Origin of the sequence: Sphingomonas sp. 10B4 (genome assembly GCF_035019905.1) — a bacterium.
Taxonomy (GTDB): Bacteria; Pseudomonadota; Alphaproteobacteria; order Sphingomonadales; family Sphingomonadaceae; genus Sphingomonas; species Sphingomonas glacialis.
In genome coordinates this window covers 1-336 of the sequence record NZ_JASJVC010000236.1, presented here as the reverse complement: position 1 = coordinate 336, position 336 = coordinate 1, and the positions used below count along the sequence as shown (strand labels likewise).

Annotated in this window: 1 riboswitch. The window is 57.4% G+C overall.

Going from position 1 to position 336, the window contains the following annotated elements:
• Positions 1-94: 94 nt before the first annotated feature.
• Positions 95-256, bottom strand: a riboswitch (yybP-ykoY riboswitch).
• Positions 257-336: the final 80 nt, after the last annotated feature.

The window sequence follows — 336 nt, the reverse complement described above, 5'->3', positions numbered from 1 at the left end:
GTGTAGTGTCGCGGCTTTTCCTAGCGCAGCAGCAAAGGCATCGGTCGACATAGCGAGTGAGAGTACAGCAGTAGCGGCTAAATTCATGAGGATCTTTCGGTCGGGCAGGAGCAAAGGCATGCCACGCGGCCCGACTGGACGCGTTGACATGCCGATGGTCTCGCCAAACTCACGGCTGCCCGCACCACGGCATGGAACAATCACCGAGTATGTTGATGCGGGCGCTTCCGGGGGACGGAAGCAGGCTACTCCCCAAAGGATCGGCCTAGTATAACAAATTTTGCGCTGGAGAAAGTTCCCGTCCAACGGGAAGAATTTCCTACTTCCCCGCGCACA